Origin of the sequence: Hymenobacter canadensis, assembly GCF_027359925.1 — a bacterium.
Lineage (GTDB): Bacteria > Bacteroidota > Bacteroidia > Cytophagales > Hymenobacteraceae > Hymenobacter > Hymenobacter canadensis.
In genome coordinates this window covers 3233653-3260205 of sequence record NZ_CP114767.1, presented here as the reverse complement: position 1 = coordinate 3260205, position 26553 = coordinate 3233653, and the positions used below count along the sequence as shown (strand labels likewise).

Sequence of the window (26553 nt, the reverse complement as noted above, 5' to 3'; positions counted from 1 at the left end):
GCGAAGGACCTTATCACGTCAGCACTAATCGTTCGATAGTAACCTCAACGTAATAAGGTCCTTCGCAAGCTCAGGATGACGGTTATTACTTCGCCTGATCCTGATACCGGAACTCGCGCTTCACGCCCTCGAAGGGCTTGCCGCCCAACTCGGCATAGGGGTAGATGAAGTAGTTGAGCGGCTGGCTTTGCTGGCGGGGCGTGAGGGCCAGGTCGCGGCCGCGGCTGAACTCCACGCGGTTTTCGTCGTGGGCGCCGAAGAAGTAGGCGCGGCGGCTGGGGTCTTTGGCGGCTTCGGAAGCATCGACGGGCACCCAGCCAGTCTGGGCGGTGTAGAACTCGGCCCAGCAGTGGTAGCCCTTGATTTCGCCGGTGCCGCGCTCGGCAGGCAGCGGAAACCCGATGCTGAAGCGCGCCGGAATGCCCACGGCCCGGCAGTAGCCGATGAACACGGCGTGGAAGTCGGTGCAGTTGCCGCGGCGGGCGTCGCAGGCGTAGTAGATGTCGCCGCGGCCCCAGCCCTGCCCGGACTTGTCGTAGGTGACGGTGCTGACCACGTGCTCGTAGATGGCGCGGGCTTTTTCGAGGTCGGTTTTGGCGCCGGCTTTGGCCACCACTTCCAGGGCCCAGAACTTGATTTTGTCGTCGAGGGGCACGAGGCGGTCGGGCTGGAGCCAGCGGGCCATGTTGGGGTCGGCGGCATCGGCGGCGCGTAGTTTCTTGGGCGCGGCGCTGGCCAGGTAGGGGTTCTGGTGCTCGCGCCGGGTGGCTTCGAAGCGCATGGCAACCGTGAGGCCGGCCGCCTGGGCGGCGGGCACTTTCAGGTGCAGCATGGTATTGCCGAACGGCGCCTTGGTAAGCGTGTAGGGCGCGGTGGTACTGATTTTCAGGTTGCGCAGCTCCTGCGAGGCATCGGGGTGGGGCACGGGCAGCCACAGCTCCAGCGAGTCGGCGGTAGCGGGCAGGGCGGGCACGGTGGCCGTGTACTCGAAGGTGAAGGTGCGGGTGCGGGGCGCCGACGTGGGGCCGGCCGCCAGCAAGGCGACGCCAGCGGGCAGCAGGCAACGAAGCAAAGTAGAGCGCATAACGAACAGAAAAACAGCAGCAACAGCCGCCTGGGTAGTGCTAACACAAAGGTAGGCCATTCCGTTTCGACAGCTGGCGCCCCGGACTGGTGTTGGAGCCTGATGGTTGAAGTTGGTGCAATCAGAGCTGGCCGTTTTCCGGTGGGGCCGCGGGCTGCGTGGGTGCCGCCAAACCTTCTTACCTTCACCTCCCCATATTTCCCACCCACCCAACGTCCGTTTCGCCATGGCTTACTACCACCGCCTCGGCCAGATTCCGCGCAAGCGCCACACCCAGTTCCGCCAGCCCGACGGCACGCTCTACGCCGAGCAGCTGGTGGGCACGCTGGGCTTCCACGGCGTTTCGTCGCTGCTCTACCACCAGCATCCGCCCACCGAAATCCAGAAGGTAGGCACGCCCGAGCCCTACAGCCCCAAGCTGCTGAAAGACCGGCCGCTGGAGCCCAGCCACCTGCGCACCCTCGGCCAGGTGAGCACCGGCGGCGACTACCTGCAGGCCCGTCAGACCCTGCTCGGCAATGCCGACGTGACCATGAGCATCTGCAACCCCACCGAAAAGCGGATGCAGTACTACTACAAAAACGCGCTGGCCGACGAGGTGATTTTCGTGCACGAAGGCCGCGGCGAGCTGTGGAGCCAGATGGGCAAGGTGGCCTTCGAGCCCGGCGACTACATCGTTATTCCGCGCACCATCATCCACCAGCTGCACTTCGAGGACGGGCCGGTGCGCCTGCTCATCATCGAGTCGTTCAGCCCCGTGGAAACCTGCCGCCGCTACCGCAACCACTTCGGGCAGCTGCTGGAACACTCGCCCTACTGCGAGCGGGACATCCGGCCGCCGAGCGAGCTGATTACCGACGACGTGCAGGAGTCGGGCGAGTACCTGGTCAAGATCAAGAAGGAAGGCCAGCTGCACCATCTCACCTACGGCCACTCGCCATTCGATGTGGTGGGCTGGGACGGCTATTTTTACCCCTACGCCACCAGCATCCACGATTTCGAGCCGATTACGGGCCGCCTGCACCAGCCACCGCCGGTGCACCAGCATTTCGAAGCCAACAACTTCGTCATCTGCTCCTTCGTGCCGCGCCTCTTCGATTATCACCCACTGAGCATTCCGGCGCCCTACAACCACTCCAATGTCGATTCCGACGAGGTGCTGTACTACGTGGCCGGCAACTTCATGTCGCGCAAGGGCGTGGATCTGGCCTCGTTTACGTGGCATCCCAGCGGCATTCCGCACGGGCCGCACCCCGGCACCGTGGAGGCCAGCCTCGGCAAAAAGGAAACCCACGAGCTGGCCGTAATGGTGGACACCTTCCGCCCGCTCTACCTCACCGAGGCCGCGCTGCCCTACATCGACCCGCGCTACCCCATGAGCTGGCAGCCCGGCTTCGTGCCCGACCCGCCGCGCGCCGCCGACATGATGGACTAATCACGGATTCTGGCGGATTAGACGGATTTTGTAGTCGATTTATGTTCAGCTAAAAAACAGGAGAGGCTTGCCAGTTGGCAAGCCTCCCTGCGTTGTGCTAAAGCGGAGTGCAGGCTATGGCAGTTTAGCGCCGTCCACAAAATCCGCCCAATCCCCCTAATCCGAAGAAATACGTGCTCCGTACATTCGTGTGTAAAATTTAAATTACATGAAAAAAGTACTGTTTCTTCTGCCGCTGCTGGCCCTTATGCTCACGCTAGGCTGCAAAAAAATCAACGACCTACTGACGTTCGAAATTTCGGATTCGCAGAACATTAAAATCCCGGCCAGCGGCTTGGTCACGCCGCCTATCATCCTGCCCATAGCCGTGCCGGCACGCTCACAGGAAAACTTCAAAAACAACAACACCAGCGCCGACCTGGTAAAGGACGTCAGCCTCACCAAACTCACCCTCACCATCACCGATCCAGCCGCCGAAAACTTCAACTTCCTGCGCAGCATCAAAATCTCCATCGGCACCGACCAGAACGACAAAGTGCCGCTGGCTTCGCTGGATAACATCCCGACTGGCGTCTCCAGCATCGAGTTGCAGTCCAGCAACGCCAAGCTCGATAAGTACCTGAAGGCCCCCAGCTACACGCTCTACACCGAGGTGACGTTGCGCGGCAACGTAGCGCGGGAGCTCACGCTCCGCTCCGATTCCAGGTTCAAAGTAACCGCCGACCCGCTGTAGCGAGTAGCTGAGTAAAGAGTAGCTGAGTAAGGGAGTAACTGAGTAACTGTCGGGTAGGACAGAACGATACTCAGTTACTCCCTTGCTCAGCTACTCGTTTACCGGTTGCGGCCGTATTGCTCGTGGCTGCTCACCCAGTCGGAGCTGCTGATGGCGGAGCCCAGGCTCAGCTCGCCGGCCAGCACCACGCCGGCCACTATTTCGGCAAACTTATTGACGGTGCCGCGGCCTACGCAGCTCAGCATGCGCAGGCACTCGTTCTGGGTGGCCAGGCCGGTACCGCCGCCGTGGGTGGCTACAATCAGGCTCGGGATGGTGATGCTGATGTACAGGTCGCCCTCGGCCGTGACTTCGGAGTACAGCACCCCGGCCGACGACTCCGACACGTTGGCCACATCCTGACCGGTGGCGATGAACAGGGCCGTGATGCCGTTGGCCGAGTGCGCGCCATTGTTGTTGGCCCCGCTCAGGAAGGCGCCCACGTTGCTGACCTGCCCGTGGTAGGCCAGCTGCTCGGGCGTCACGCGCATGCGCTGCTGCAGAATGTCGCGCTTGATAACGGCCTCCGCCACCACGCGCTTGCCGCGGGTGCGCATCACGTTGATCTGGGAGGCTTTTTTGTCGGTGGCGAAGTTGGATTCGAGGTAGAAGTGGCGGATGGGCGCGCCTTTGTAGTGCTCCAGAATCCAGGAGCAGGCAGCGAAGGTGGCGCGGCCCACCATGTTCTGGCCGGCGGCGTCGCCGGTGCTGTAGTTGAAGCGCAGGAAGGCAAACTTGTTGCTCAGGTAGGTGTCGATGTATTGCAGCTTGGCAATGCGGGAGGTGCTTTCCGCCTCGGGCCGGATCTTGTCCATGTTTTCCTCCACCCACTTGCCGAAGTCGCGGGCGCCGCGGGCGTCGTCGAACACGAACACCGGGGCCCGCTGCATGGCGTCGCCGATGACGGTGCACTTCACGCCGCCGCACAGGTTCAGGAGCTGAATGCCGCGGTTGTAGCTGGCCACCAGCGTGCCCTCGGTGGTGGCCATCGGAATCAGGAACTCGCCCTGGGCATGCTCGCCGTTGACGTGCAGCGGGCCGGCCAGCCCCACCGGAATCTGGGCCACGCCCGTGAAATGCTCACAGTTGCCCTGCAGGTCGTGGGCATCGAAGGAGTAGTGCTTGAGGTGCTGGAACTGTTGCCCCGAAAATTCCTCGGCAAACTGCTGCCGGGCCCGGATGGCGTCGTCGGAGTAGTCGTCCTGGTCGGAGCGCGGAATGCGGGTGCGCTTGTCGGGTTGGGTGGCAATGGCGTCTTCCACCTCCACGTTCAGGTCGCCGAAGGGGTCAGCGGCAAACTGCACCTGCACGGTATGCAGGCCTTCTTTCAGGTGCTCGGTGGCGAGGTGGAAGGTAGCAGCCTGGCCCACGGGCAGCGTAAAGCCGGCACTATCGGCGTTGAAGGTAGTAGCGGGCCGCACGTCGCCCTCGCCCAGGTCCAGCGCAATCTGCTCCACGCCAATCTTCACGCCATCCAGCTGCACATGGTCGATGCGGGTGATGCGCACCGTGTCGAGGCGGTTCTTGATGCTGAAGGCCACGCCTTCGGGCGTATTGTGCAGGCTGCCGCGGGTGTAAAGCAGCTTGAGAAGCATGGGGCTGGGCGTGAAGACCATAGGGCGGGCGCGGATGGGTGAGGAATCAGGTCGGGGAAAATAGGAAGGTTTTCGCTACCTCAACGGGTATTAGCAGTAAAAGATGAGGCGCAACGCTTCTGCTGCTTTCTGCCAGCAGGAGCTAGTGCCGGGAAATGAACTGGGAGAGTAAAAGAAACGGCAACTGGCCGATTGTTATTCCGTGCGGGCATAAAGCGTCCGTTTAATAGGTTCGCCAGCCGCAACGCTTCGGTATTTAGGGCCGGATGCAGGCCGCGCAGAATTCGTGCATCTCTTACCAGCCCCGTAGTATCTATAATGAATCCGACGAACACTATCCCGGTTGGGTAACCACTCTCTGGTTGGCCCAATTGGTTGTTTTGGTAGAGGAGGCAACGCAGGGCTACAATGCCACCTTGCAATACAGGCATTTGGTCGATGTGGTGCGTGTCTCGTCCCCAGAGTTGTGGGGTAGACTGAGGATTAGGGGCAGGCGGGGGTTTCAGTAGGTAAAACAGGGTTGTGTCAACTGTCGCCGGGACGGACTGGGCAGCGCCGACGTGGTGCAGAAGCAGCGCCAGTGGCAGAAGTAGCAGCAGTTTCATGGCTATTTCCGGCTGAAGGTGATGGGTAGCGTGTAGCTCACTTCTGTCGGTTGCTGCCGGGGCGGCTGTATCCAGCGGGGCATTTGCCGCACCACCCGCAACGCTTCAGCATTCAGCATGAGATCAACGCCTTTCAACACTTTGGCTTGTGCGATGTGCCCGGTTTTCGTGATGACGAAGCTAATGAACACCTTGCCTTCGTCGGAGGTGGAATCAGGGTAGCGTAGATTTCTTTTCATGTAAGCCATCAGAGAATCCTGTCCGCCTGGGAAAACCGGCATGGGTTCGGTTGTTATGAATCCAGTCATAGGATACTCCCGCGTCCGAGAGATTGATACAGGCTCCAACCCTAATGCTTCTGCTGTAGCATCAGCAATGGACTGAAACTCTGTTGTGGGAGGTTTTGCGCAGGTAAGAAATTGGCCTATAGCCTCCCGGCTCGTCAATCCCAGCCCGCACACCAGCACCAATGCCACCAGAAACCGCCTCAGCCTTGGGCGCAGGCGGGGCGGTGGGGCCAACTGCTCTGCCCGGAACCGGCCGCAGAGGCGGCCGTCGGGGGAGGCGGCGCGGGCGGCTTCGAGGTCGGCTTGGGTTTTATCGGTGAAGTCAACGACCGTGCGCTGGCAGCTGGCGCAGTGGCGGCCCTTGGCGGTGGGCGTCATCTGCTGCCAGTCTTCGGAGCAGGGCTGTAGATGCACATTGAGGATAGGCAGCGGTAGCATAGGCAGGAGGGAATAGATAGCTCCTGAAAAATACGCTTTCCGCGCCGCATTATTGCGGGTAGCATCAGCCTGTGGCACGGACTTTAGTCCGTAGCCCGCTGAAGCCCGATAAATTGCGCGGTACCAACGGGCTACGGACTGAAGTCCGTGCCACAGCAAAAGGGGCGCTTACTTGTCGTCCCAGAACTCCCGGCCGCGGCTGTCGAGGTAGCCGGGCTGGCCGGTGGCGGTGGTTACGCGGGCCACCTCCTGCGCGAAGGGCGCGGCCGTGGCGTATTTGATGGGCGTCAGGAGCTTGCCGTCGGGGCCGAGGTAGCCGAAGCGGCCGGCCTGCTCCACCACCGGCAGCACGAAGCCGTTGGCCGGCGTGGCTCGGATGGCATCATATTCCAGTGGCAGCGTGAGGCGGCCTTTGGCATTGAGCACGCCCCATTTGGTGCCCTGGCGCACCAGCAGCAGCCCGTCGTGGTGCAGGTCCCGAATTTCGTCGTATTCGGCCGGCACCACGGTGCTGGAGCCGCTCGTGAACCGGAAGCCCACCTTGCCCTGGCGGCGCACCAGGTCGCCCTGCTCCAGGTAGTCGGTTTCGGGGGCGGGGGCGGCGGGCTCGGTCAGGCGCTGGCCGTCGAGGCCGATGGCGAAAGTGTCGGCGGCCAGTACCACGGTGGCGCGGCCGTCGGGCCCGAAGGTGCCGGCGGCGGTGTATTGCACCGGCGTCACGAGGTTGCCGCTGCCATCAATGTAGCCGTAGAGCGCACCCCGGCGCACCCAGGCCACTTCATTCACCATCGGGCCGGCATCGTCGTAGGTGGGCGGCAGCACCAGGCGGCGCGAGAGGTCGGCGTAGCCGAAGCGGCGGCCCTGCCGGAACGGTACCAGCCGGGTGGCCGGCGCGGTTTGGGCGGCGACTTCGGGGGCCAGCAGCATTCCCACCATTGCCCAGAGCGGCCAGCGCAACGAAAACGGGAGTAACTGAAAACCAGGCATACCGGCGAAGGTACGAGGGAAGCGGAAAACCTGTGCGCGGCCGGGCGGTTGCTATTCACTTGTTCTTCACACTGCTGAATGCAAATTGGGGCCTTGGTTAGGCTGCCGTTTTCTGCGGCGTATCAGAGCGCCGTCTTCCCCTCGTATCTTTGCCCCCGCAGGCCTGCTTTCAGGCGGCCTGGGTTCCTATGACTTCCTTGAAATCTTATCCGCGCTTTACGCTGCAAGCCAGCCTTACCACCGAGCAGCGCGACTTTTTTCGTCAACATGGCTTTCTGCATTTCCGGGGTTTCATTGCCCCCGGGGAGGTACAGCAGATTCTGCGCGCCACTGAAGCCATTCAGCAGCAATGGCTGGCCGAGGGCGTGGAAAAAGTAAACGGCGTCCCCATCAAATACGGCCACGACGTAGACGGCTCGCGCATTGTGCAGCGCTTCGCCTTTGCCTCGCAGCACAGCCCGGTACTACACGATTTCCTGCAGGATGTCCGCTTCCAGGCCTTGTTTCCGCTGCTGGAAGCCACCAATGAGCGGGTAGGCGAAAACGAGAAGGATGGTTTGGTGATGAACCACTACGTGAACGTGCCCGGCAGCGAGTTCAGCCGTATGGGCTGGCACACCGACTCGCTGCGCGACGTGTTTTACGGCAAGCGCATCGGGCCCATGCTGAACGTGGGCGTGCACCTGGATGCCACGCCGGCCACCAACGGCGGTCTGCGCATTTTGCCCGGCACGCACCACCAGTCGCTGGCCAGCATGATTTTCCGCAAGAAGTATTTCAAAGACAACGACGCCGACCCCGAGGAGCTGGCCATCGAAACCGAGGCCGGCGACCTGACCGTGCACGACGGCCGGATGTGGCACCGCGTGGCGCAGTCGCCGCTGGTGGGCGAGGTTTCGCGGCGGCGCGTGCTCTACGTGCCTGTCATTGCGGGCAAATACTCTCCCAAAAAAGCCGATAGCCCCACACCGTTCTATCTGCGGTTCCTGCACTTAGTGAAGTAGAGGTTCTGTCATCCTGAGCGTACGAAGGACCTTGTCATGCCGGAATAGAGCCGCTCAGCAGAAGTTCAGCCGTGATAAGGTCCTTCGCACGCTCAGGATGACAGAAAATAAACACGCCACCACTCCCACCAAATCACACATGCCTACCGCTCTTATCACCGGCGCCTCCCGTGGCATTGGCCGCGCTTTCGCCGCCGAACTGGCCCGCCGCGGCTACAACCTGCTGCTGGTGGCCCGTTCGGCGGCGCAGCTGGAAGAAGTGGCTGCCGAGCTGCGGCAGCAATTTGGGGTGCAGGCCGCCATCCTAACCCAGGACCTGGCCGCGCCCCACGCCGTGGAAGCCGTGGCGGAGTGGGCCAGCAGCCAGACGCAGGAACTGGCGGTGCTGGTGAATAACGCCGGCTACGGCCTGTGGGGGCGGTTTGAGGACCTAGCCCTGGAAGAGCAGCAGAACATGCTGCAGCTGAACATGCACGTGCCGGTGGCCCTCACGCACCGTTTGCTGCCCGCCCTGCGCCAGCAGCCCAAAGCCTACATCCTGAATGTGTCGAGCACGGCCGCCTACCAGGCCGTGCCCACGCTCACGCTCTACGCGGCCAGCAAGGCGTTTCTGCTGAGCTTCTCCCGCGGCCTGCGCTACGAGCTGCGCGACTCTCCGGTGTCCGTGACCTGCCTCAGCCCCGGCGCCACCACCACCGACTTCGCCGACCGCGCTGGCATGAGCGCCGGCCTGCAGGAAACTGCCAACAAAGTCTCGATGACGCCCGCGCAGGTGGCACACGCCGGCATTGCGGCGCTGCTGGCCGGCGAGGCCGAGTTGATTCCGGGTGCGCTGAACAAGATTTCCTCGAAGCTTACCGGGCTGGTGCCAAAGTCAATAACCGAGAAGATTGCAGCCGGTATATACGAAAAGCACCTGAAGTAAAATGTAGCATGACCTCCGGTTGTGCCGGGACCTCACCCCAACCCCTCCCTAAAAGAGAGGGGCTCCACCGCTAGCTTGCTAGCTCTCTATTTTCTGCATCTAGTTCCCCCTCTCTACGGGAGAGGGGGCTATGGGGTGAGGCGCGGTCAAAGCGCCGTCCGCAATGCATCTGGCCACCCGGTAGCAGCCCCAGGCAAACAGTGGCGCGGCCAGCACGTCGTAGGTGTAGTGGGCGTGCTGCACCAGCACCAGCGTGCCAACCGCCGCCGCAGCCGCCAACAACGCGGTGCGCAGCCGGCCCCGGCCCACGGCCAGCGCCAGCAGCACTACGGTGGCCGTGTGGCCTGAGAAGAACAAGTCTTTGGTGATGGGCGCCGGCGCGGCGTATACCAGCTGGTCCACGAGCGGATCCTGAAGCAACAACAGGCCCACGGGTGGCTCCAGCGGCAGCAGCCACAGCAGCAGGCAGCGGCACACATGCAGCAGCAGATACGCCCATAGTGCCCGCAGCAGCAGTTGGGGCCGTGGCAGTAGCACCCACAGGCTCGCCGCCACGCTCAGGTAGATGGTCCCGAATATCAGCCCCGAAACGTCGTGGGCGGGCAGCGCGGCCAGCAGCGGGTCGGGCAGGACCACGCCGGGGCGGGCCTGGATGTATGCGAAAAAGCGCGGCAGCGCGGCCAGCAGCCCCAGCAGCAACGCCAGCACCAGCAGCAGCCGCGCCCGGAAACTTGGGGCGCGCCAGGCTTCGGGCCAGCGCAGGGTAGGAGAAGCAGGAGCAGAAACGGCAGGAGAAGCGGGCATGCGGCAAAAGTACAGCCTGGCCGGTGTGTACCATGAAGCCTTCTGTGCCCTTGAAGTCTGGTTTCCGCAGGTACGCCCACAAACCACGCGCCACGCCAGGGCACTCCGCCGCGCGTGTTGTACCTTTTGCCGCCAATTTCAGCCTGTTCTTATGAAGCGCCTGCTTTCCTTACTTGCCCTCACGCTGCCGCTGGCCGCGTCCGCCCAAAACGCCGCCCTCGATGCCCGCATTGCCAAGCTGGCCGCGCAGCAGGAAAAGCAGGTGATTGCCTGGCGCCGCGACCTGCACGAGCACCCCGAGTTGGGCAACCAGGAAACCCGCACGGCCGGCATCATTGCGGCGGAACTGAAGCGGCTGGGCCTAGAAGTGCAGACCGGCGTGGCGCGCACCGGCGTGGTGGGCATCCTGCGTGGTGGTAAGCCCGGCCCCGTGGTGGCCCTGCGCGCCGACATGGACGGTCTGCCCGTGACGGAAAGCCCCACGCTGCCTTTCGCCTCCAAGGCCCGCACCCAGTACAACGGCCAGGAAGTGGGCGTGATGCACGCCTGCGGCCACGACACCCACGTGGCCATGCTGCTGGGCGCCGCCAACGTGCTGAGTGAGATGAAAAAAGACCTCAGCGGCACCGTGAAGTTCATCTTCCAGCCCGCCGAGGAAGGCTCCCTGCCCGGCGTGACGGGCGGCGCCAAGCTGATGGTGCAGGAAGGCGTGCTGGATAACCCCAAGGTCGACGCCATCTTCGGCGTGCACATCAACGCCCAGACCAAGGTGGGCACGCTCAAGTACCGGCCCGAGGGGACGATGGCCTCGTCGGACGTGTTTACCATCAAGGTGAAGGGCAAGTCGGCGCACGGCGCGTATCCGTGGCTGGCCGTGGACCCCGTGGTGACATCAGCGCAGATCATTCTGGGTCTGCAGACCATCATCAGCCGCCAGACCGAGCTGACCCAGGACGCGGCCGTGCTGACCGTGGGCATGGTGCACGGCGGGGTGCGCAACAACATCATCCCGGAGCAGGTGGAGCTGACCGGCACCATCCGCACCCTTAACAAGGAAATGCAGCAGCAGATCTGGGCCGCCGTGCGCCGGACGGCCACCAACATTGCCGAAAGCGCCGGCGCCACCGCCGAGGTCGACATCGTGAACTACGCTCCTGTGACGTTCAACGAAGTGCGCCTCACCGAGCAGATGCTGCCCACCCTGCGCCGCGTGGCCGGCCCCGAACACGTGGTACTGCAGAAGGCCGTCACCGGAGCCGAGGACTTCGCCTACTACCAGGAGAAAGTGCCCGGCTTCTTTCTGTTTGTGGGTGGCATGCCCAAAGGCAAGGACGCCGCTACCACCGCCCCGCACCACACGCCCGGCTTTTTCGTAGACGAAAGCGGCCTCACGCTGGGCGTCCGGACCCTGGCCGCGCTGGCCGCCGATTACCTGGCGATGAAAAAGTAAGAATAAGTCCGTCATGCTGAGCTTGCCGAAGCATCTCTACCGCTTTATTGCACCAATTGGATTAGTGCGGCGGTAGAGATGCTTCGGCAAGCTCAGCATGACGGTCTGGCCTGTTACCTGCTCACCTGCACCTACTACATGAATATTGCCCTCGTAACCTGCGAAACCCTGGCACAATACGCCGCCCCCAACGTCGATGACGAAGACAACCTGCTCACGCGCCACCTGCGGGCGCAGGGTCACCACGTAGAGCCCCGCATCTGGAGTAACCCCGCCGTAGACTGGCGCAGCTACGACGCCGTGGTGCTCAAGTCGCCGTGGGACTACTTCGACCGGGTGCAGGAGTTCTACGCCTGGCTGGACCGGCTGGACACGCTGGGCGTGCGCCTGCTCAACCCCGTGGCCACCGTCCGCTGGAATGCCGACAAGAAATACCTGCTCGATATGCAGCAGGCCGGCGTGCGCATCGTGCCCACGCATTGGCTCACCAAAGGTACCCCTTTCGACGCCGAAAGCGTGTTTGCGGCCCTTGGCACCGAGCGGCTGGTGGTGAAGCCGGCCGTGAGCGGCGGCGCCAAAAACACCTTCGACCTCACGTTGCCGGAAGCCCTGCGCCGCGCGCCGGAGCTCACCGAGCTGCTGCGCCACGAGGACTTCCTGGCCCAGCCCTTCCAGTCCGAAATCCAGACCGAGGGCGAATGGTCGCTCATCTACCTGGGCGGCGAGTTCAGCCATTGTGTGCTGAAAACCCCCAAAGCCGGCGACTTCCGGGTGCAGCACTACCTCGGCGGCGGCATCGAGCCCCAAGAGGCGCCCGCCCACCTGCGCGCCACCGCCGACCAAATCGTGCGCGACTTCGCCAAAGGCTGCCTCTACGCCCGCGTGGACGGTGTAGACGCCAACGGCGAGCTGCTGCTCATGGAACTGGAACTCATCGAGCCATTCCTCTATCTGGCGTCCGATGAGCAAAGCCTCACCCGCTACGAGCAAGCCTTATCACGGATTTCGGCGGATTAGCCGGATTTTGTAGACGATTTCGTTTCAAACAAGAAGGGCTTGCCGTGTGGCAAGCCCTTCTTGCTTGGGTATATATAGAAGTAAAAACCAGAACAGAGTCGACTACAAAATCCGACCAATCCGTCTAATCCGCTAAAATCCGTGATTCAGAAACCATTCACGCTGAAGCCGCCGTCTACGCTTAGGGTCTGGCCGGTGATGTAGCTGGCGGCGGGCAAACACAGAAACGCCACGGCGGCGGCCACTTCCTCCGGCTCGCCCACGCGCCGGGCCGGCGTGCGGCTCACCACCTGCTCCAGGTACTCGGGGTTGCGCAGCACGGTTTCGGCCAGCGGCGTGCGGATGTACCACGGCGCCACCGTATTCACCCGGATGCCGGCCGGGGCCCACTCGGCGGCCAGGTTGCGGCCCAGCTGGTTCATGGCCGCCTTGGTCATGCCGTAGATGGAGCCGGTGCGCACGTGCGTGAGCCCCGCCACCGACGACACATTGACGATGCTGGCGCTGCCCGCCGCCTGCAGCAGCGGATACGCGCCCTGGCACAGCCCAAACACCGATTCGAGGTTGGTAGCCAGCAGGTGCTGGTACTCGGTGGGGCTGTATTCGATGGTAGGCTTGCGGATGTTGGTGCCCACGTTGTTAACCAGAATATGCAGGGCTGGGCCAAGCCGGGCCGCGGCCTCCAGCACCTGCTGTCGGCCGGCCGCGGTGCTTACGTCGGCGGCTATGGCGTAGGCCGCCAGGCCCTGGGTACGCCAGTCGGCTACTTGTGCCTCCAGGTCGGGCATTTTTCGGGCCACGGCCAGCACGGTGGCACCCAGGCCCAGCAGTTCGGCCGCCACGGCGGCCCCAATGCCTTTGGAGGCGCCCGTGACAATGGCCAGTTGGCCATCGAGGCGCCAGCGGGAAGCAGCAGCAGATGAAGAAGATGAGGAAACAGCCATAAGGGAAATAGCAGAAAACAGAGAAGACAGTTCCAGGCCTCTACGCAGCACAGCCCGGCCGGGGACGCCGTTGGGAGCTGAAATTTTGGATTAAAGCAAAGTTAAGTTGACATAAATGAGTATATCTTCATTTGTGAGGTTTTCAGTCGAATGGGCATTTGAAAAATAATTTGATAAGGTAAATACGGTTTGATTGAAAATAACGTAAGTTAGCGGGGCGCCTGACTGAAATAAGGCAATCTGTACTCCTCAATTCCCACAACCACTCCTTATGCTGAACAAGTACTCCGCCGCCACTCTCCTGCTCTTGGGTGGCCTTACTACCTCGTCGTTGGCCCAGGACTATTCCCGGGTGAAAAGCAAGGAGCTTGACGAGAAGGGTATGCCGTCTTTGATTGAACTCAATGTGCAAGGTGCCGCCTATCGGCTCAGCGACGCCAAGGCCGCGCTGCGCGAGCAGCTGCAGCTCGCACCCACCGATCAGCTGGACCTGCTGAAAACCGAAACCGACGAGCTGGGCTTTGTACACGAGAAGTACCAGCAGTTCTACAAAGGCATCAAGGTGGAGCACGGCACCTACTCGGTGCATGCCCGCCAGGGACGCGTGGAAGTGCTCAACGGCCACTTCGAGAAAATCAGCGGCCTGAGCACCACCCCAACCCTGGACGCCGCCGCCGCGCTGTCGCGGGCGCTGGCCTTTGTGGGTGCCCGCACCTACATGTGGCAGGATGCCGCTGAAGAAGCCGGCCTGCGCCAGCAGGAAAACAATTCTGCCGCCACCTACGCCCCCCAGGGCGAGCTGGTGGTAGTGGAAAACCAGCGCAGCACCAGCCCGCAACGGGCCGGCAAGCCGATGCTGGCCTGGAAATTCAACGTGTACGCCAAGGCTCCCTTGAGCCGCGCCTTCATCTACGTGGATGCGCACTCCGGCGAAATCGTGCTCAAGGATGACATCATCAAGCACGCCGCCGCTACCGGCACGTTTGCCACCAAGTATAGCGGCACGCAGGCCGGCACCACCGACAGCTTCAACGGCACGTTCCGCCTGCGCGACGTATCGCGCGGGGGCGGCATCCAGACCTATAACTGCAAGAAGGGCAGCAGCTACACGGCCGCCGTGGACTTCACCGACGCCGATAACAGCTGGACCGAATACAACAACGCCAACTTCGACAACGCTGCCCTGGACGCGCACTACGGCGCCCAAAGCACCTACGACTACTTCAAGAACATTCACGGCCGCAACTCCTATAACAATGCCGGGGCGGCCATCCGAAACTACGTGCACTTCGACGACACGCCCGGCGACGGTGTGGGCTACGAAAACGCCTTCTGGGACGGCACGCGCATGACCTACGGCGACGGCGCCACCCGCTTCGACCCGCTGACCTCGCTCGACGTGGCGGCCCACGAAATCGGCCACGCCGTGTGCTCGTCGTCGGCCAACCTGACGTATTCCAACGAGTCGGGCGCCCTCAACGAAGGCTTCTCCGACATCTGGGGTGCCTGCGTGGAGTACTACAAAGACCCTAGCAAAGCCACTTGGCTGATTGGCGAGGACATCGACAAGGTGCGTCCGGCGTTGCGCTCCATGAGCAACCCCAACGCCGAAGGCCAGCCTGACACCTACAAGGGCACCAGCTGGTACACCGGCACCGGCGACAACGGCGGCGTGCACTACAACTCGGGCGTGCTCAACCACTGGTTCTACCGGCTGGCCATCGGCGGCAGCGGCACCAACGACATCGGCGGCGTGTTCAGCGTAGCCGGTATCGGCATCGACAAGGCCGGCCGCATTGCCTACCGCACCGAAACCGTGTACCTCACGGCTTCGTCCAACTATGCGGCTGCCCGCACGGGCTCCATCCAGGCTGCCAAAGACCTGTACGGCGCCGGCTCGGCCGAAGAGCAGGCCGTAACCAACGCTTGGTTTGCCGTAGGCGTAGGCGCTGCCTACGGCGGCGGCACCACGCCTCCTCCTGCCACGGTTACGTACTGCGCCAGCAAGGGCAACAACGTAGCTTATGAGTGGATCGACTACGTGAAGCTGGGCACCATTGCCCGCACCTCGGGCGCTGATGCCGGCTACTACAACGGCACGGCCACCAGCACGTCGCTGGCTGCCGGCTCGTCGCAGACCATCAGCTATTCGGCCGGTTTCGCCTCGACGGCCTACACCGAGTACTGGAAAGTGTATATCGACTACAACCGCGACGGTGACTTCACCGACGCCGGCGAACTGGTAGCCAGCCGCAGCAGCAACTCGGCCGTCACGCTCACCAGCACGTTCACGGTGCCCGCCTCGGCCCGCACCGGCGCCACCCGCCTGCGCGTGGTGCTGAGCGACGCCTCCGCTACGACCAGCTGCAACAGCTACAGCTACGGCGAAACTGAAGATTACACCGTGAACATCACGGGCGGTGCCGCCATTGCCGGTGCTACCACCGGTGGCAGCAGCAGCATGGGCCTCACGCAGGGCGCTACGGCCCGCGGCCTGGAGCTGTATCCTAACCCGGCTACCGACGTGGTGCGCATCAGCATGCCCGACAACGCTCCGCTGGTATCCGTGACGCTGACTGACCTGCGCGGCGCCAAAGTAACCGGCGTACGCATGGAAGGCGACCAGCTGAACGTATCGGCCTTGGCCAAGGGCATCTACACCCTCACCGCTACCGACGGCCAGAAAGTGTTCCACCAGCGCTTCATCAAGCAATAGGTGACCCGCTCAGGCAGCAGGTACTGCTGACCGCCAATTGAAAAAGGCCCGTCGTGAGACGGGCCTTTTTTTGTGGTTCAGGGTAGCTAACGACTTACTATACGCCACACTGTGATGTGATAGTAAAAGGAGTGCTGTGTAAAAAAAATATTCAAAAAATATAATATAGTATTAACACGTTGTTTATCAGCTTGATTTGTAGATTTGCTTTAAAATGGGCCTGTTTCATTCTGGGAATAAGTCATGTTTAACGCTCCTTTTCTTCTGCTCTTACCTATGAAACACACTTTACATTTGTTGGGCCTGCTGCTAACGCTGGGCAGTTCTTCGGCTATGGGGGCCACCATCGGTGGCCGCGTATTCGAGGATGTGAACTACGGTGGCGGCAGCGGAGCACCGTATGCTACTACCGGCGGCTTTGCGGGCATAGGCGGAGCCCGTGTAGAAATTTACCGTGGTAATACGTTCGTAACATTCGTCACGACAGGTAGCGACGGTTTCTGGTCTTACAACTATGGCACTGCTGCCAACAACAACCTGACTGTGCGCGTGGTGAGCAGCTCGCTGGTATCCAGCCGCGGAACTACTACCGGCCTGCTGCCCGTCGTAACATTCAGGCGGACTTTTGGGAATACGCCCACCAGCAGTGCCAACGATCTAAACTATGTGGGCGGCCAGAACCCTGGTTTGGCAGACGCAGGAAACAACACCGGCGCATTCAATACGATTACTCCCGTCGCGCAGAATCAAACCAATCTGCCGGATGCTGACGGCAATGGTGCAAATGCGGAGAATTACACTGGTATTGACTTTGGCTTCAACTTCGATGTGGTGGTGAACACTAACGACAGCGGCCAAGGCTCGTTGCGGCAGTTTGTGCTCAATGCCAATGCCCTGCCTAATACCGGTCTCGACCAACGGCAGTTCGACAATAATGGCACACCTGCTGGCACCAATTTCCCGGCCGGGCAGGAAACCAGCATTTTCATGCTGGCGGATGGCACCGCCAAACCCGGCCTGCGTGTTGGCCTGGCCAACCTGCTGACCGATGCCAGCGGCGTGGCGGCTACCACCAACAGCCGGGCGTTGATTACGCTGGCTACGGCACTGCCAGCCCTCAGCGCCGACGATACGGCCCTGGATGGCACCACCCAGACAACCCTCAATAGCTCCAACCCCCTACTTCTGGGTACGGGCGGCACGGTTGGCGTTGATAGAGTAACGCTGGCGCAGGTGCCAGGGCCCGAGGTGGAGCTGAGCCTGCCGGATGGCTCGACGGGCATTACACTGTCTGCCAACAACCTGATTGTGCGCGGCCTGGCTATCCATGGCGGCAGCACCAGCCTGCAGGCGACGGCCGGCACCAACCTGCTGGTTGAAGACAACGCCCTGGGAATTACAGCGTTCAGCGTGGCTGCTCCGGCCACCAGACCTACCGGCACAATCATCGTTTCCCTGCGGAATCCGTCGGGGATAGTGCGGCGCAACATTCTGGCCTATTCCGGCTCTTCCAACCTGAATTACTCGGGGAGCGGCAGCGGCTACACCATCACCCGTAACGAGTTTGTGCATGCCGGCCGCACCACAGCCGGCGGCGACAATATTTCGGTGGGCGACCAGGGAACGGCCGGTCCGCTCACCATCACCGAAAACCTGATCCGGGACAGCAACAGCAGCGGCATTCAGTTTGAGATTGGGGCCATCGGCAACAACCTGGTGAACAACAACACCATTTCGGGCAACGGCAAGGGCGGCACCAACAGCCGCCTGGAAGGCTCGGGTATTCACTACCTGCTGCGCGCCGATGGCCGCACCAGCACCAATACCGACGTTATTAGCCGTAACATCATCAATGCTAACCAGTCGTCGGCCATCGTAATCAACTACGGGCAGCGCAACGTGCAGGTAACGCAGAACTCGATTTACGGCAATGGCGACGGCACCACCGGCGGCCAGGGGCTGATTGCCATCGACTTTACGCCGCCTAGCTACCGGGTGGGCGGAAATGCAGCTTACGGCCAAGGCGACGGGGTGACTCCCAACGACGGTATCCCGGATCTGAGCAAAGCCAACGGCGGTATGAATTACCCGATCATCACGCGGAAAAACGTGACTACAGTGGGTGCCAACACCATCCTGCATGTAGAGGGCTTTGTGGGCCGGCAGAGTAACCAGACGCAGTTCGGTGGCTCCGTAGTGGAGTTTTTCCGGGGGGATAATACCACCGATACCAACCAGAACGGAGAGATTTTCGTGGGCGACGGCCAGACTTTCCCCCACGGTGAGCCGCGCGACTTCATCGGCTCCCTGACCACCGGTGCGGATGGTTCCTTCAACCAGGATATCACCTTCCCGACTGCTAACTTATCGCCTGCTCTGCAAACAAGTGACCCCATCAATTCCACCGCGTTTAAGGCGGGCTACGGGACGTCGGAGTCAGGTATCAACTTGATTCCGAATACGATTCCGCCCGGCGCTCTGCCAGTTACGCTCACCAGCTTCCGGGCGGCCTGCGCTGCTGGCGGTGTACTGGTTAGCTGGCAGACGGCCACCGAGCTCAACAACGCTGGTTTTGAAGTGCAGCGCAGCCTCGATGGCACGCAGTTTCGCCCCATTGCCTTTGTGGCTGGCACCGGCACTAGTTCTTCGGGCCGCAGCTACTCCTTAACTACTGATGCTACCGCTCCGTCCACTGCGTACTACCGCCTCCACCAGCTGGATACTGATGGCACGGCCAGCTTCTCGCCGGTGGAGGTGGTGGTGTGCGAAGCCCCGGCCACAAGCCGACTGGTGCTCACGCCAAACCCGGCCCGGCAGGCTGTAGAGGTGCTGGGCGGTATCGGTACCGTGCAACTGCTGGACCTGACCGGTCGCGTGTTGCGCCAGCAAGCTGTTGAGGCCGGCTCTTTGAACCTGCAGGGCTTGGCTCCGGGTATGTACGTGGTGCGCAGTGGCAATGCTACTGCTAGGCTGCTGGTGGAGTAAATCTCCTGCCAGGACGGCCAGATTACCGTTTCGTTGTTTCAGGATCACAGAAAAAAGGCGTTCTGACTATCGTAAGTCGGAACGCCTTTTTCGTGGTACTGCCTGGCAGCTTTACCGGCCCCAGGGGGCATATTCCAGCTTGATTTCGGCCAGGCCGTAGCCGTCGTTGAGGCTGGAGCTGGAGCGGCCACTCACCGGGCTGATGTCGTCGAGCTGGTCAGTGGTGGTGAAGTAGTAGGCGGCTTCGGCTGTGGCGTTGAGCTGAGGCGTGAGCCGGAACACCACCCCAAACCCGACGGGCGCTACCAGCGCCAGAGCGGGGTAGTCGTTGCGCTCGGGCTCCAGGTAGTTGGTGCGGTCATCGGGGCGCAGGGTGCCGCGGTAGGCTTTGGGGTTGTAGAGCAGGAAACCGGCCCCGGCCTTCACGTAGGGCTTGATGAGGGCCGGCGGCCGCTTGGGCGTGGCAAACTGGCTTTCGTCGCGCAGCAGCTCGAAGCGCAGAAACGTGACGCCGCTCACGTTGCGGCCCTGAAAGGCCAGGCCGCGTTCCGGTAGCTGATCCTTGGCTCCAATCTGAAAATACGTGGCCTCGCCGCCTACCACCAGCCGCGGGCGCAGCAGGTAGAGCACGCCCAGGCTGGCGCTGGCCCCCGGCAGATTATCGGAGAGGTTGCCGGCCAGGTCGCCGTTGTAGAAGGCGGCACCGGCACCAGCCGTGAAGCGGACCGGCCCCCGGTAGTAGGCCCGCGCCTGGCTGCTGTAGTAGCGGCGGCGGCGCTCCGGCCCATCCTGCGCCGTGGCCGTATGGGCCAGCAGCACGCTGGCCGTTAAGGAAGAAATCAGCACAAAACGCTTCACGCGGTAGGGGAATAGGTGATGGGGTGACACGTGATGAGGTGACACGTCATAGGTGACAGGTGAGAAGGGAGGCTGCCGGCACGGTTGGTAGCGGCGACAAGCCTACAACGCAAGCAAGTACGGCTTTGGTCTGAAAATAGGTTTCCGCGCGCGTCACTTTCCCGCGCCATCGCTCACCTTACGCCTTCACCTGTTCCCTGTCACGTGTGACGTGTCATGTCACCCCATCACCTCATCACTTCATCACGGCTTACTTAAACTTCCCCTGCGGATCGGGCATCTTGGCCATCAACTCACTCAGGAACTCAAAGTCGATGCTGGTCATGCTCAGGGCCTGGCCTTTGTATACAGCTTCCCAGGCTTTGGGGTAGTCTTCCTGCAGATAATGGACCCGGGCCATCTGCTGCCAGGCAATGGCGTTGTCGGGGCTGGCCGCGAGGGCGCGCTGCAGCAGGTCGGTGGCGGTGGTGAGGTCTTTTTTCTTCTTGGTCTGCTCGTAGCGGATGAGGTGGCTGGCGCCCAGGTCGCTGAGCATAAGGGCGTTGGTGGGGGCCAGGGCCAGGCCCTGGGTGAGCAGCGCAATGGCTTGGTCGGAGGTGGGCTGGCGGCTGGCCACAATGCCCAGGCCCCGGTAGACGTCGGGGTTTTTGGCGTCGAGCAGCCAGGCCAGGTTGAAGCGGAAGGCAGCCGTATCGGCGAGGCCCTCGGCCAGGTATTCGTAGCCCTTGCCCGACAGGAAGCGGCTAGCTTCCTCGCGGGAGGCGAAGCTGCCGGCCACTTTATCCACGTAGCCGGCCCCCAGCAGGGCCTCGGCCTGGGCCGCGGTGGCCCCGCCAAACAGCGGTTGCAACCGGCTGGCCGAGGTCAGCGCGGCAGCGGCGTCGCCTTTGATTTTGACTTTGCGCTGGGCGTGGGCTGGGGCCGCCAGCAGCGTAAGCAGCCCCAGGGCTGCGTAAAAAGGGTATTTCATGGAGAGAACAGAAGAACGGGGGAAGAAGCCGCCGGCTGGCAGCCAAGGGCTTCCGGCAAATATAACGCCGGCTGGCCGGGCGCTGGTGTGTAGCGGGGTGGCATCCGGGCAGGGCCTGGCTGCGTAGGTGCAAAGCGCGGCCGGTCCGGCCCTGCTTTTTTCCTGCTTTTATGTCTTTCTCCCGCCGCTGGCTCTACCTGCCGGCTCTGCTGGTGCTGCCCCTGCTGCTGGGTTTGGCCAACGAATACGCCACCGCCCGCCCCAGCCGCCGCACCCAAAACGTGGCCTACGTGCCCGCCTCCGACCCTGGTTTCGATACCGAGCGCCACCGCCTCGATGTATACACGCCCAAGAAGAAAGCCACGGCCCCCTACCCGGTGGTGGTGTTCATCCATGGGGGCAGCTGGGATAGTGGCAACAAGAACTTCTACTCCTTTATCGGGCGCCGGCTGGCCAAGCAGGGCGTGGTGGCTGTGGTTATCAACTACCGCCTGGCCCCGGCCGTGCAGGTGCCGCAAATGGCCGACGACTGCGCCCGCGCCGTAGCCTGGACCGCGCAGCACATTGCCGAATACGGCGGCGACCCGCAGCGCCTGTTTCTGATGGGCCATTCGGCCGGGGGCGGCCTGGCGGCTTTGCTGGCCGCCGACAACCGCCTGCTGGACCGCCACGGCTGGCCCCAGAATCCCGTCAAAGGCGTCCTGCTCGATGACCCGGCTGGCCTCGATATGTATGACTACCTGCAGAAGCAGGAGTACCCCGGCGACGCGCAGTACCTCGTGCCCTTCGGTAAAAACCCGGCCGTGTGGCGCGACGTGTCGGCCATGTACCACGTCACGGCCCAGACGCCTCCCATGCGGCTGTTCATCGGCGGCGAAACCTACCCTTCCATCAGCGGCAGCAGCCGCAAGTTCGTGAGCAAGCTGCACAGCTTGGGCCAGCAGCCGGAACTAACGGTGCTGCCCGGCAAAAAACACGCACCCATGGTGCTGCAGCTCTACTTCCAGCACAACATCATCTACCAGGAGCTGCTGAAGTTTATAGGGCTTGGGGCTTAGGGCCTGGGACTTAGGGAGTAGGGCCTGAGTATTCGAAAGTAGAATTTTCAAAAAAAACGAAGGCCCCATCGGGTTACGGTGGGGCCTTTCACATACACTCTAAGCTCTAAAAAAGAGCCGTCTGGACAGCGGGCTGCTCGAACTCCAGAAGCCACTTTTTGCGCCAGAGGCCACCGGCGTAGCCCGTGAGCTGGCCGCCCGCCCCGATAATGCGGTGGCACGGCCACACCAGACCCAGCGGGTTCTGGCCGTTGGCGGCGCCCACGGCCCGCACGGCGCCGGGGTTGCCGAGCTGCCGCGCCAGATCCAGGTAGGAGGCGGTGCGGCCGTAGCCCACCGCCGGCAGCGCCGCCCACACCCGCCGTTGGAACTCGGTGCCTTGCGGCACATCGTAGGTGAGCTGGAAGTCGCGCAGCTCGCGACCGAAGTAGGCCTGCAACTGGGTGTAGGCCTCCCGTAGGGGCGTGGCTACGGCCGTCGGCGGGGTAGGCGCTGGTGCTTCCCCGGCTTCCAGAAATTCCACGGCGGCCAGGCCGGCGTCGGAGCCTTGCAGCCGCAGGCAGCCAAGCGGAGTGAGAAGCACAGCCTGCGTGTCAATCATAGAACAGAGAATGGAGGAGAAACGAGAAGGCAAAAATGCAAAAAAGCCCGTTGGATATCTCCCCTTGATACAATGGGACCAGTAATGGACTCTATGGAGGAAAAAAATGGAAAAGAACAGGTTGTCTGCAAACGCGCAACGCAGGTGGAAAAAGAATGCTTTATATTGCTTCAGCGTGCGGCAAACCATAGCTGGAAATAATGATTCCCAGTTGCCGCTTCTGTTTCTTCGGGCCGCATGCAATTTATTCATTCTTAGACCTAACGCATCGTGCGACACCTACTGTTCTGTTTCGTAGCCGGCCTGCTCTCTACGGCCCCAGCGCTGGGCGGATCCGCCGTTTCGGGTCCCGCCGGCCTGCCGGGTCCTCCTGCCGCCGCGGTGGTAGCCGGCGTGGGCGAAGGCACGGGCCTCACCGGTTCCTACTTCAATAATGGCTCGCTGGCCGGCACGCCACTGTTGCGCCGCGTAGATGCGGTAGTGGACTTCGAGTGGAAGGAAGGCATTCCGGCCCCCGGCGTGCGCAACGACAACTTCTCGGTGCGCTGGGAAGGCCAGGTGGAAGCGCCTTCCACGGGCCGCTACAAGTTCATCACCCGCTCCAACGACGGGGTGCGGCTGTGGGTGAACGGCAAGCAGATTCTGGACAACTGGAGCGCGCAGGGCACCACCACCATCACCAGCGCCGAAGTGAGCCTGGCCGCCGGCGAGCGTACCACCATCAAGGTGGAATACTATGACCAGGAAGGCGAAGCTACCGTGCGCCTGCAGTGGGTGCGCCCCGGCCAGGGCCCCCAGACCGTGCCTTCCGTGTATCTGTATCCGTTGGAAGGCCCGGGCATGCCGGTAGCTGCGCCGCCGGTGGCTTTCACGCCGCCGCCGGCTCCGGAAGCCAAGCCCGCCATCGACAAGGCCGCTGCCAAAGCCAAAGCCGATGCGGAGGCTTCCGCCGCTGCTGCCGCGAAAGCCACCGCCAAAACCGATGCTGCCAAGGCTGCTGCTGCTAAAACTGCTGCCGCCAAAGCCACTGCTGCCGCCAAGCCTGTTGCCAAGCCGGCCGCTCCAGCCAAGCCCGCCGTAGCAAAGGCGCCGGCTCCTGCCAAACCAGCAAAAGCCGAAGCCCCTGCGCCGGAAGAAATGGCCAAAGCCCTCGGCATTCCGGGCGTGTTCACCATCATGGGCCGCACCGACGGCAAGCCGCTGGAAGTGCAGGGAGAGGCTCCCGTATCGAAAGAACCGGGCCTGGCCTCCGGGCCGGCCGGCGCCCCACAGTGGCAGATTGAGGAAGCCGGAACTGGTTTCTACAAGCTCACGGTGCAGGGTGGCCGCAAGGTGATGGAAGTGCTGGGCAGCTCCACCTCCAACGGCGCACCCCTGAGTTTGTGGCCTTACTACAGCGGCAACAACCAGCTCTGGAAAATTGAGGATGCCGGCGATGGCTACTACAAGCTCACCGCCAAGCACAGCAAAAAGGCCCTGACGGCCGGCACCGAGGAAGAAGGCGGCCTGCAGCAGCGCCGCTACGCCAGCAAGCCCAACCAGCAATGGAAGCTGCAGCCCGTAGCGCAGCAGCAGACGCAGTTTGCGGGCCTACCCTCCGATGTGCCCGTGACGGGCGCCAACCGCCTGAGCGTGTATCCCAACCCGTCGAGTGGCGTGGTGCAGATGGCCTACCAGCTCGGCCAAGACCAGCCGATGGGCTGGGTGCTCTACGACCAGCGCGGTTCGGCTGTGCGTGTCTCCGACTACCGCCGCCAGAACGCCGGCGCCCACCACCAGACCATCGACTTCACGGGCCTGCCCTCCGGCGACTACAACCTCAACCTGACCGTGGGCGCCTCCACCACCCGCCAGATGGTGAGCATCCGCCGTCCGAATGCAGGTACTACCGAAGCAGCCCCGGAGCCGGAAGCTGCTAAATAGCTACCACGCTCTACGTAAGGCTTCTATGCCTCGGTAAACTGAAACAGCCCGCCCCGGATAGTACATCCGGGGCGGGCTGTTTCGTTGGGTAGGTGATGCTGCTGGCCTAGCCCCGGAACTCCTCCAGCGCGTTCCAGAGCTTGTCGAACTCGTTGGCGTAGCGCATCACCAGCGTCTCGTCGTCGCTGGTGAGCAGGTTTTCCTGGTTCAGCTCGGCGGCGGAGCGGGTCCAGTTGTAGGAGCCGGTCAGCACGGTACGGCGGTCGGCCACGGCGAACTTGTGGTGCATGTGGTTGTCGGTGCGGTCGACGCGGATGGGCAGGCCGGCGGCGTGCAGCTGGCGCACGTCGGAGCCCCGGTCGTGGAGCTTGTCGTTGTCGGTGAGCAGGCGCACGCGCACCCCACGCCGGTGGGCGGCCAGCACGGCGTCGGTCAGGCGGTCATCGGCAATCGTGAACACGCAGATATCGAGCTGGCGCGCGGCCTGCCCCAGAAACCGCCGGATGGCCGCCACGCAGTCGTCGTTGGGGCTGAAATACACCTCGGTGTGCGTGGCGCGGGCTGCCGCCGGTGCGGGAGCGGGCAGCAGCAGGGCGCTGGCCGCCTCCAGCCATTCCACCACGGCCTTGTCCTGGAAGTTGTTGAACCGGTCGCGGGCCAGCCCAAACAGGCGGTGGCGCAAATCGGCGAGGCCAGCCGGGTGCCGGGCGCGCTCGGTGAGGCGCTGGCGCAACTGCCGGGCCTCGTCGGGCGAGAGGGTGGAATCGGCGAAGGCGCGCTGGAAGTGCTGGAGCAGGTCGGTGGGGGAGTCGGGCCGTGGGTTCATGCGGCCTAAGATAAAGAAAGCGCCAGCGAACCAGCCAGTTCCGGCGCAGCTTCCGCTACCATCTGCTGCGCTTCGGCCAGGGCCTCGGCGTAGGGAGCGTGCAGCACCCGCAGCGGGGGCGCGTCGGGCCGCAGCACGGCATCCCAGAGGCCCGAACGGTGCCACTCGCGCTCCGGAAAGTCCCAGTCGGGCCGGTCCACGATGGGGTAGAGGCACGCGCCCCACAGCGGCACGCCCATGCGCAGCGCGGCGGCGCACTCCTCGCCAATCATCCGGATCCAGCCGGGGCGGTCCTGGCCGGGGTGGCTGGTTTCGGTGAGCACCACGGGGCAGTTGTAGCGGCGGTGGGCGGCGGCCAGCAGGTGCCGCAGCGGCTGCCAGCGCGGGTCGGCGGGCACATCGGCCCATGGAATGCGGCAGTGCGGCTCCAGCTCCCATTGGTTGTCGTAGTAGAAGTTGAAGCCCAGCATGTCGATATACTCGGGCCGGCCGCCCAGCTCCGGACATAGCCGCCCGGCCAGCATGTCTACGCTCTGAAACTGGTTGTCGTGAAACTCGGCGGCGCGCTGGCGCTCCTGGCGGCTGGCCCCGGCCCGCGGCATGATGTTGATGAGCGGCTCGGTGGTCAGAATCCGGACGCTGGGGTCCTGCTCGCGCATGGCGGCCACGCCCTCAATGTAGGCCCGCATCAGGCCACGCTTCACTTCCCAGCCCTGGCCCACGCAGTAGGGCGAGGTACCGCGCACGTCGCCGCCCAGCCAGCTCATGAAGCTCACCTCGTTGATAGGCGTCACAATCAGCTCGCCCTCAGGGCGCATTTCGCGGTAGAACGCCACGAAGGCCCGGCATAGCGCGGCAAAGCGCCGCGCAAACAGCGGGTGTAGCGGCGTCAGGTCGTCGGGGTAGCCGAAGTGGCAGATGTCCCAGACCTGCTGGATGCCGTGGCGCTGGCCGGCGGCCAGCATCCGGCGCACGGTGCTCCAGTCGTAGTGGTAAGGCGTTGTTTCGATCTGGCTCCAGCGGATGCCTTCACGCACGGTGCCCAACTGGTGCTGGTGCAGGCTGTGGTAGTCGTCGTCGAGGAGTTGCAGGTGGCCCGTCAGCGGCAGGAAATCAACCCGGTGGCCGAAGGCGTTGAGCTGATCGGTGCATTCGTAGCCGGCCATCCAGAAGGATTGAAACGGATTGGAACGGGTAGGGGCAGCAGACATGGAAGCGCGGTTTGGTGAACGAAAAAGCGGTGCCGCCAACCCCGGGAGGGTGGCAGCA

22 protein-coding genes are annotated in these 26553 nt (G+C 62.9%); 10 read left to right on the top strand and 12 right to left on the bottom strand.

Annotation, left to right across the window (positions count from 1 at the left end; all coding sequences use genetic code 11):
• Positions 1–85 precede the first annotated feature (85 nt).
• Positions 86–1084: a transglutaminase-like domain-containing protein gene (locus O3303_RS14045; RefSeq protein ID WP_269559027.1), complete on the bottom strand. Its 999-nt coding sequence runs from the start codon at positions 1082–1084 to the stop codon at positions 86–88.
• 226 nt (positions 1085–1310) lie between these two features.
• Between O3303_RS14045 and O3303_RS14040 the strand changes: the two genes are divergently transcribed.
• Complete coding sequence (locus tag O3303_RS14040) at positions 1311–2519, top strand: homogentisate 1,2-dioxygenase (RefSeq protein ID WP_269559026.1); 1209 nt, start codon at positions 1311–1313, stop codon at positions 2517–2519.
• Positions 2520–2727: 208 nt separating this feature from the next.
• Positions 2728–3252, top strand: a complete 525-nt coding sequence (locus tag O3303_RS14035; protein WP_269559025.1) for a hypothetical protein — start codon at positions 2728–2730, stop codon at positions 3250–3252.
• Between the two features lie 98 nt (positions 3253–3350).
• Here the strand turns inward: O3303_RS14035 and O3303_RS14030 are convergent, their stop codons facing one another.
• The 4 genes from O3303_RS14030 to O3303_RS14020 all read right to left on the bottom strand — a co-directional run bounded on the left by O3303_RS14030 (position 3351) and on the right by O3303_RS14020 (position 7203).
• Positions 3351–4886, bottom strand: a complete 1536-nt coding sequence (locus tag O3303_RS14030) for a hydroxymethylglutaryl-CoA reductase (RefSeq protein ID WP_350356585.1) — start codon at positions 4884–4886, stop codon at positions 3351–3353.
• A gap of 80 nt (positions 4887–4966) precedes the next feature.
• Entirely contained in the window at positions 4967–5317 is a 351-nt protein-coding gene (locus O3303_RS21965; RefSeq protein ID WP_350356617.1) for an energy transducer TonB, read from the bottom strand.
• Between the two features lie 176 nt (positions 5318–5493).
• Positions 5494–6216, bottom strand: coding sequence for an energy transducer TonB (locus O3303_RS14025; protein ID WP_269559023.1), 723 nt, complete (start codon positions 6214–6216; stop codon positions 5494–5496).
• A 168-nt stretch (positions 6217–6384) separates the two neighbouring features.
• Positions 6385–7203: a WG repeat-containing protein gene (locus O3303_RS14020; protein WP_269559022.1), complete on the bottom strand. Its 819-nt coding sequence runs from the start codon at positions 7201–7203 to the stop codon at positions 6385–6387.
• Positions 7204–7391: 188 nt separating this feature from the next.
• On the opposite strand from O3303_RS14020, the gene O3303_RS14015 reads away from it, so the two are divergent.
• On the top strand, positions 7392–8207 hold the full coding sequence (locus tag O3303_RS14015) for a phytanoyl-CoA dioxygenase family protein (RefSeq protein WP_269559021.1): 816 nt from the start codon (positions 7392–7394) through the stop codon (positions 8205–8207).
• Positions 8208–8346: 139 nt separating this feature from the next.
• Entirely contained in the window at positions 8347–9132 is a 786-nt protein-coding gene (locus O3303_RS14010) for an SDR family NAD(P)-dependent oxidoreductase (RefSeq protein WP_269559020.1), read from the top strand.
• A gap of 99 nt (positions 9133–9231) precedes the next feature.
• Here O3303_RS14010 and O3303_RS14005 read toward each other — a convergent pair whose 3' ends face one another.
• Positions 9232–9936: a phosphatase PAP2-related protein gene (locus O3303_RS14005; protein WP_269559019.1), complete on the bottom strand. Its 705-nt coding sequence runs from the start codon at positions 9934–9936 to the stop codon at positions 9232–9234.
• A 151-nt stretch (positions 9937–10087) separates the two neighbouring features.
• Between O3303_RS14005 and O3303_RS14000 the strand changes: the two genes are divergently transcribed.
• Both O3303_RS14000 and O3303_RS13995 read left to right on the top strand, forming a co-directional pair.
• The gene (locus O3303_RS14000) at positions 10088–11386 is read left to right on the top strand and encodes an amidohydrolase (RefSeq protein ID WP_269559018.1); all 1299 of its coding nucleotides are present in this window, start codon (positions 10088–10090) and stop codon (positions 11384–11386) included.
• A gap of 78 nt (positions 11387–11464) precedes the next feature.
• Positions 11465–12403: an ATP-grasp domain-containing protein gene (locus O3303_RS13995; RefSeq protein ID WP_269559017.1), complete on the top strand. Its 939-nt coding sequence runs from the start codon at positions 11465–11467 to the stop codon at positions 12401–12403.
• A gap of 146 nt (positions 12404–12549) precedes the next feature.
• On the opposite strand, the gene O3303_RS13990 is transcribed toward O3303_RS13995, so the two are convergent.
• A complete protein-coding gene (locus O3303_RS13990; protein WP_269559016.1) occupies positions 12550–13347 on the bottom strand; it encodes an SDR family oxidoreductase in 798 nt (265 codons plus the stop codon).
• A 271-nt stretch (positions 13348–13618) separates the two neighbouring features.
• Here O3303_RS13990 and O3303_RS13985 point away from each other — a divergent pair, with 271 nt between their 5' ends.
• Together O3303_RS13985 and O3303_RS13980 are read left to right on the top strand one after the other, a co-directional pair.
• Positions 13619–16063, top strand: coding sequence for a M4 family metallopeptidase (locus O3303_RS13985; RefSeq protein ID WP_269559015.1), 2445 nt, complete (start codon positions 13619–13621; stop codon positions 16061–16063).
• Between the two features lie 276 nt (positions 16064–16339).
• Positions 16340–19048 (top strand): right-handed parallel beta-helix repeat-containing protein, encoded by a 2709-nt coding sequence (locus O3303_RS13980; protein WP_269559014.1) that lies wholly within the window; start codon positions 16340–16342, stop codon positions 19046–19048.
• 111 nt (positions 19049–19159) lie between these two features.
• On the opposite strand, the gene O3303_RS13975 is transcribed toward O3303_RS13980, so the two are convergent.
• Both O3303_RS13975 and O3303_RS13970 read right to left on the bottom strand, forming a co-directional pair.
• Positions 19160–19936, bottom strand: coding sequence for a hypothetical protein (locus O3303_RS13975; RefSeq protein WP_269559013.1), 777 nt, complete (start codon positions 19934–19936; stop codon positions 19160–19162).
• Between the two features lie 220 nt (positions 19937–20156).
• Complete coding sequence (locus tag O3303_RS13970; RefSeq protein WP_269559012.1) at positions 20157–20876, bottom strand: tetratricopeptide repeat protein; 720 nt, start codon at positions 20874–20876, stop codon at positions 20157–20159.
• A 170-nt stretch (positions 20877–21046) separates the two neighbouring features.
• Between O3303_RS13970 and O3303_RS13965 the strand changes: the two genes are divergently transcribed.
• Positions 21047–21934, top strand: coding sequence for an alpha/beta hydrolase (locus tag O3303_RS13965; protein WP_269559011.1), 888 nt, complete (start codon positions 21047–21049; stop codon positions 21932–21934).
• Positions 21935–22040: 106 nt separating this feature from the next.
• Here the strand turns inward: O3303_RS13965 and O3303_RS13960 are convergent, their stop codons facing one another.
• The gene (locus O3303_RS13960; protein WP_269559010.1) at positions 22041–22535 is read right to left on the bottom strand and encodes a methylated-DNA--[protein]-cysteine S-methyltransferase; all 495 of its coding nucleotides are present in this window, start codon (positions 22533–22535) and stop codon (positions 22041–22043) included.
• Between the two features lie 270 nt (positions 22536–22805).
• Here O3303_RS13960 and O3303_RS13955 point away from each other — a divergent pair, with 270 nt between their 5' ends.
• Positions 22806–24458 carry a PA14 domain-containing protein gene (locus tag O3303_RS13955; protein WP_269559009.1) on the top strand — a complete coding sequence of 551 codons (1653 nt, stop codon included), beginning with the start codon at positions 22806–22808 and terminating at the stop codon, positions 24456–24458.
• A gap of 106 nt (positions 24459–24564) precedes the next feature.
• Here the strand turns inward: O3303_RS13955 and O3303_RS13950 are convergent, their stop codons facing one another.
• Positions 24565–25284, bottom strand: a complete 720-nt coding sequence (locus O3303_RS13950; protein WP_269559008.1) for a phospholipase D-like domain-containing protein — start codon at positions 25282–25284, stop codon at positions 24565–24567.
• Between the two features lie 5 nt (positions 25285–25289).
• Positions 25290–26495, bottom strand: coding sequence for a glycoside hydrolase family 1 protein (locus tag O3303_RS13945; protein ID WP_269559007.1), 1206 nt, complete (start codon positions 26493–26495; stop codon positions 25290–25292).
• Positions 26496–26553 lie beyond the last annotated feature (58 nt).